Origin of the sequence: Pseudomonas sp. NPDC086278, from assembly GCF_050280905.1 — a bacterium.
GTDB lineage: Bacteria > Pseudomonadota > Gammaproteobacteria > Pseudomonadales > Pseudomonadaceae > Aquipseudomonas.
The window spans coordinates 22,328-28,327 of record NZ_JBNNWE010000078.1; the positions used below are offsets into that span (position 1 = coordinate 22,328).

Below are 6,000 nucleotides of genomic sequence, written 5' to 3' on the forward strand. Positions count from 1 at the left end.
GCACACGGTTGTCGCGAATTTTTCTCATGACCCGTGGTGAGGGGGGCTGCGGCAACGGGCTGTTGTGGCAAGGAGGCTTTTGTGGCTGAAGGCTTCTGTGCCAAAGGGATTTTGTGGCAGGAGGCTTTTGTGGCTGCCAGCTTCTGTGGCAAATGGATTTTGTGTGAGGAAGCCTTTGTGGCTGGACGCTTCTGTGGCGAGGGGGCTTGCCCCCGTTGGACTGCGCAGCAGTCCCCAAGACCATTGCACGCGGTGTCCCGGACATAACGCGGGGGGCTGTCGGTGTTTGGGGCTGCTGCGCAGCCCAACGGGGGCAAGCCCCCTCGCCACAAAAGGTTTGCTTCTATAGCCAGTTGGCATCCCAGAGCGGGTAGTCGCCGATTCTGTCCACCAGTGCTGCCCGCAATGGGTTGGCGACAATGTAACGAGCGAACGGCAGCAGATCTTCCCCGTCGCGGATTGTCCGGTCGTGATAACCGCTTTGCCAAAGCGCTCCACTGCGCCCGGTTTTTTTATTAACCGACAAGGTACAGCGTGACTTGATCGCACCGACAACACGACCCAAATGGCTGGCCTTGAGCTGCATAAGCCAATGGAAATGATCTGGCATCACAACCCACGCTATCGACTCAGCCTCGCCTGCGTCGTGTACTCGCCGCATTTCTGCGACCAGCAAGCGGCCCAATTGCCAATCGGAAAATATGGGGTGGCGATCCCGAACAACCGCAGTGATCAAATAAGCGCGACCGCTCTCGGAGCTTCTGCCTGAACGCAGGCGATGTGAGTTTGGTTGAGTAGGCAATGCATGGCTTCCTTGCTTGATAGTTAACCGACACTTTCAGGCTAGATGGCAATGCTCGGAGTCGAAGCTGAGACTGTTGAGGGACGTTTCTGATTTCCTTGCAGGAATGGTGAGCGACGCTGTGGTGGCTAAGGAGGCTTTTGTGGCAAATGGATTTTTTTGTGAGGAAGCCTTTGTGGCAGGAGGCTTCTGTGGCGAGGGGGCTTGCCCCCGTTGGACTGCGCAGCAGTCCCCAAGACCATTGCACGCGGTGTCCCAGACATAACGCGGTGGGCTGTTGGTGTTTGGGGCTGCTGCGCAGCCCAACGGGGGCAAGCCCCCTCGCCACAGGAGTTCCCTAGCCACAGGACCCCCCTGCCACAGAGACAGAGCCACCTCACCACTAGAGGCCCCCCTCAAACCTCGCACCTGCAACCGACCCGCTTCCCGCACGCGTTCCGTTGACGCTAAGCGGCTGCAGCGGTGACAGGTCGGGTCAGGCGTTTATTGAAGTCCAGCCAGACGCCCAGCAACCCCATCAACATGGCCCCCGCCAGTGCGGTGAAGATTTGCATGGCAACTGCATCGTCAGTCATGGCGTTCATCATGTCCGCCAATGGCGCCAGCAATACGCCAAGGCAGAACACCTCCAGCGAATAACGCCCCATGCGACTGCACTGCTGCGCCAGCCAGTTTTTTGTCCAGCCGGTGTCCGGCAACAGCTTGGCGGTGACGTACGCCAGCGCCAGAAAATGCAGCAGGCGCACCGGCGACAGGTCCGTTTTGCTGATCGGGTACAGCAGATTGCTCAGGCTCGCCGGCATCAGCGCGTCATGTATTTGTGGCCAGCGCCACGAGACAGTGATCGCACCGGCAGCCACCACGTAAATCGCCGCACTGATAAATAACGGCTGGCGCAGCAGCGACCGATTAACGGCCGACCGTGGTCGCTGCCCATGAATCGCGGCCGCGCCGCCCAGCACAAACAGCAGTTGCCAGGTGACCGGGTTGAAATACCACACACCGTCCTTGATCGCGGCCAGGTTCCAGCCAAACGAAGGCGCCAACAAGTAAACGGTCAACGACACCGCCACCACCGCCCAGGCCTTGCGCACCAGCAGCGGCAGCACCAGCGGCAACCCGACCAGCAGCACGATGTACAGCGGCAGCGGGTCCATCAGGTTCGGTTTGAAGCGCAGCAGCAGTTCATCGGTCAACGCCTGCTGCGGGTTGGTGATGAAATGGCGCAGGCCCATTTCTTCGACCAGATCGCGGGTTTCCACATGGCTGTTGGCGAAAAACACGATGCCCATCAGCATCGCCAGCAGAAAAATATGCACCACATACAACACCCATGCGCGGCGCAGGATTTTCACGCAGGCAATCAGGTAACCGTCGCGTTGAAGAATTTTGCCGTAGGCCAGCACGGCCACGTAACCGGCCAGAAACACGAAGATCTCCGCGGCATCGCTGAAACCGAAATTGCGCAGGGTGATTTGACCCAGTGGGTTGTGGGGCACGTGATCCCAGAAAATGAAGAGCAGTGCCAGGCCACGGAAAAAGTCGATGCGGTGATCGCGTTCAGTCGTCATGGCTGCGGGCCCTTGAACGGGTGTTGAAATAGGAGCTGCCGGCGCTGCATCAGGTAGCGCGCCGCACATCGGCGGCGCGCAGGGTGGCGCGATTCGCCGGCAATTGCAAAAGCCCGGATATTACGGAATGTCTCTATGCTTCAGCGTGCAGATAACCGCTGGTCTGAAAGCCCGGCGCCCTGGCGATCTCTTGCGACCGTCGGGTTTCAAAGCTTTATCGATTGAAGGCGGTATTCCCCTGAGGCGCCGGCATGAAGATCAGCGATTGGTTGGACAAGGAGCGCGGCGGCCGTCAGGTCTGGCTGTTTTTTTTGCTCGCGACACTGTTGCAAGTCCTGCCGATGATCCTGGCCGATTTTCCTTACATCGATGACAACTGGCGGTCCCTGGCCGCCGGCACAGGCTGGATCGGCGAGGGCCGTCTGTTCGCCCAATGGTTTTACAACGTGCTGACCTTCAGCGGTGCCGCCCCGAACATCTTCCCGTTGCCGCTGTTGATCGCCACGCTGGCCATGAGTTCGGCGCTGACCCGGCTGACATTTCACTATTTCCCCGAGCCGACGTTTTGCCATTGTCTGGTGGTGCTGCCGCTGTGGTTCAGCCCGTTTTTTCTGCAAAACCTGTCGTATCAATACGACGGCCCGACCATGGCACTGAGCCTGGTGGCGGTGATCTACGCGATCACCTTCAAAGGCACCTCAAGCGTCCAGCAACTCTTGGTGCCGGCGCTGCTGATTGCGCTGGCCATCGGGTTGTACCAGGTCAGCATCAATGTCTTTCTCGGGCTCTGCTGCCTGGAACTGCTGCGCGGCGCGCACGACAGATTGCCGTGGCCCGCGTGGTGGCGATTGCCTGCCTGGAAAGTCGCCCAGGTGGGGCTCGCCGCGATGATCTATTACGTCACTGCCTATGCCTGCATGAGTCAGAGCCGCACCTCGTTGTTGAACGCGTCGGCGGCACCGCTGCTGCAAGTTGAAATCAACGCGGGCCGGGTGCTGGAAAAAATCGCGTTGCTGTTTCACGGCGGGTTGGCCTGGGTGTTCGCCGCGCTGCTGTTATGCGCCATCGTCGGTGCAGCCCGTGTGGGGCAACGTGTGCTGAAACGGCAGGACACCGCGCCGAAGAAAGCCGTGATCGGCTTGACGTGTCTGCTGACCTTGCCGGTGTTGCTGCTGTTGGTGCCTGGCGCTTCGTTGTTCTTCCGTGACTTCAATGAAGGTGCGCGCACCTTGATGGGGTTCGCGGTGGTGCTGGTGCTGCTGTTCTACCTCAGCCACCTGGCATTGGCGCAGGTACATCGAAAACTGCCGCTGCTGTTAGTGGTCCCGCTGCTGGCGATGCTCATGCTGTCCTTCGCCTATGGCCGCGTGCTGACGCTGCAAAAAACCTTCGCCACCAACGCCCTGTACACCCTCAGCGCCGACATCGCCGCGCGGCCGGCATTGCGCGATGCCAAACGCATATACCTGTCGATCGGTTACTCCGATCACTGGTTGGTGGCCGCCGCCGGGTCGTTCAGGCAAATGCCGGTTTTGCCCTATCTGTTGAACAACGACTTTTACATGCTCGCCGAAAACCTGCCGAAAGCCGGCATCACCAATGTGGTCAGGGAAAAGGAACGGCGCAACGCGACGCGGGTGGGATATCAGGGGTATCCGCCGCTGGTGGACAGCCTGTTCTATCGGATTTATCTGCTGGGGGATTACGGCTTTATCGTCATGAAAGAACCGCGCCCGGTCACCACGCTCCAGTGGTAGACGAAGGCCGGCGGCATGACCGTCGGTCTGGAACATCACGCTACCTGTCAGTTATGACAGTAGACGCTCCTTCGCACTGACTTTAGGTTGAGAACACACCTGAAAACGGGCCAGGTCAAGGAACGGGCATGAAAGCGTTATGGAAAGAATTTTCCACGTATGCGGTGGTCGGCGTCGCCAATACGCTGATCCATTGGCAGGTGTTCTACGTCCTTGTCACGGCAGCCGAACTGAGTCAGGCCGCCAGCAACGTTGCGGCGTTTTGTGTGGCGGCGATGTTCTCTTTTTATGTGCACGCGCTTTATACGTTTGAAGCCGGGGCATCGGTGCGGCGTTACCTTGCGTACCTCTGTTTCATGGGCGTGGTGAGTTTCGTGGTGGGGCATTACGCCGATGTCTGGAAAATCCACGGGCTGGTGACGGTCGCCTCGTTCTCGCTGTTGAGTTTGATCTGCGGGTTGTTTTTTTCGCGATTCATCCTGTTTGGCGGACGTGAAGCGTGAACGTTTCGCGCCGCTTTGTAGAAGGGGCGGGGCTGTTTGCGGTGGTGGCGGGCGCGTTAATTGCGAGATTTCACGCCATCACCGCGCCGGGTGTCTGGTATGACGAGGCATTCAGCTTGCTGCTCGCCGAGCATTCGCCCGCGGATATCTGGTCCACCACCGCTCGGGACGTGCATCCGCCGCTGTACTACCTGGTGCTGCATTACTGGATGCTGTTGTTCAGCAATGGCGTTCTGGCTGCACGCGCCCTCAGCGCACTGGCTGACGTCAGCACGTTGTTGCTGAGCATCAAGCTGATGAGTCTGATTTCCACGCGAAGAGCGACCTGGATGGCGGCTTTGCTGTTGGCTTTGTTGCCGATATCGGTGCGCTACAGCCAGGAAATTCGCATGTATACCTTGCTCGGCTTTTGGCTGATGGGCGCTACCGTGGCGCTGGTCTGTTGGGTCAACGCCCCGCAGCAAAAACGCTTTGCGGTCGTTTATGTTTTGCTGATGACCGCCGCTTTCTATACGCATTACTTCGCTGCGTTGTGTGTTTTGGTGCATTGGCTGTTTTGGTGGCAAACACGCGGATTATCCATTCGGGCATGGATGGCGGCGAACGGCGCAATTGTGTTGTTGTTTCTGCCCTGGATGCCTCACTTCATTGATCAATTGTTTGAAATGAGTGGGCCGGGCTGGATCCCGCCGCTAACGTGGCAGACCGTGCTGACGAGTGTCTGGCAGTTCACGGTGATGGGCGATCCGGTGTCCGTACCGTCAGGGTGGCGGATGGTGCCGTCACTGATCGTCCTTGCTTGTGCCGCCGCGCTTTTGTTGAAAGATCGCAAAGAGCGTCCTTACGCGGTGCTCATTGTTGGCTATTTTTTTGTGCCGATCCTGACAGTGTTTCTGCTGTCACTGTTCGTCCCGCTTTTCACCCCCAGGTACCTGACATTTGCCGCTGTCGGGTTACCCCTGATCTGTGCGGCCGCACTTGACTCGTGGGGGCCACGGCGGCCGCTTTTTGTCGCCGTGGCCGTGGGGATTCTGGTCATCGGGCAACTACCAGGACTGCTCGCTGTTTACAGGCAGACAGATGGATTGAATGGAACCAGTCTGCGCAAGGATTTCAGGCTGGACACAATAGCGGCCTACATCAGTCTCCAGATGCACCCAAGAGACAAAATCGTACTCGACTCCCTGATCTATTACTTACCGTTCGCGTATTACAACACCTCAGGTATCCAACCGAAATTTCACATCAAGTCGTCATTGACTGGACCGCGCGATTGCCCGAGTCATGGGCAATCGACAGCTGTTGCTGCTGTTCAGGGTTCAGCGGGCCGTCCAGCGAGAGTGCAATCATTCCCAGCAGGCCGTTGA

The 6,000-nt window shown here is 58.5% G+C and carries 4 protein-coding genes and 2 pseudogenes; 3 read left to right on the forward strand and 3 right to left on the reverse strand.

Annotation, left to right across the window (positions count from 1 at the left end; translation table 11 throughout):
* Positions 1-343: 343 nt before the first annotated feature.
* Together ACQKP4_RS21465 and ACQKP4_RS21470 are read right to left on the reverse strand one after the other, a co-directional pair.
* A complete protein-coding gene (locus ACQKP4_RS21465) occupies positions 344-802 on the reverse strand; it encodes an REP-associated tyrosine transposase (protein ID WP_427635616.1) in 459 nt (152 codons plus the stop codon).
* Between the two features lie 446 nt (positions 803-1,248).
* Entirely contained in the window at positions 1,249-2,373 is a 1,125-nt protein-coding gene (locus ACQKP4_RS21470; protein WP_427635617.1) for an OpgC family protein, read from the reverse strand.
* A gap of 251 nt (positions 2,374-2,624) precedes the next feature.
* On the opposite strand from ACQKP4_RS21470, the gene ACQKP4_RS21475 reads away from it, so the two are divergent.
* From ACQKP4_RS21475 to ACQKP4_RS21485, 3 genes and pseudogenes are all read left to right on the forward strand, one after another.
* Positions 2,625-4,130, forward strand: coding sequence for a glucosyltransferase domain-containing protein (locus tag ACQKP4_RS21475; RefSeq protein WP_427635618.1), 1,506 nt, complete (start codon positions 2,625-2,627; stop codon positions 4,128-4,130).
* Between the two features lie 128 nt (positions 4,131-4,258).
* The gene (locus ACQKP4_RS21480) at positions 4,259-4,633 is read left to right on the forward strand and encodes a GtrA family protein (protein WP_427635619.1); all 375 of its coding nucleotides are present in this window, start codon (positions 4,259-4,261) and stop codon (positions 4,631-4,633) included.
* Positions 4,630-5,898 (forward strand): annotated as a pseudogene (locus tag ACQKP4_RS21485) (glycosyltransferase family 39 protein); the annotation flags it as partial. The gene ACQKP4_RS21480 and the pseudogene ACQKP4_RS21485, both read left to right, overlap by 4 nt.
* On the opposite strand, the pseudogene ACQKP4_RS21490 reads toward ACQKP4_RS21485, so the two are convergent.
* A pseudogene (locus tag ACQKP4_RS21490) lies at positions 5,894-6,000 on the reverse strand (hypothetical protein); the annotation flags it as partial. The pseudogenes ACQKP4_RS21485 and ACQKP4_RS21490 overlap by 5 nt on opposite strands.

Excerpts from the sequence above, each read along its gene's own strand:
- ACQKP4_RS21470 (WP_427635617.1), bottom strand. The coding sequence starts at position 2,373 with ATGACGACTGAACGCGATCACCGCATCGACTTTTTCCGTGGCCTGGCA.
- ACQKP4_RS21475 (WP_427635618.1), top strand. The coding sequence starts at position 2,625 with ATGAAGATCAGCGATTGGTTGGACAAGGAGCGCGGCGGCCGTCAGGTC.
- ACQKP4_RS21480 (WP_427635619.1), top strand. The coding sequence starts at position 4,259 with ATGAAAGCGTTATGGAAAGAATTTTCCACGTATGCGGTGGTCGGCGTC.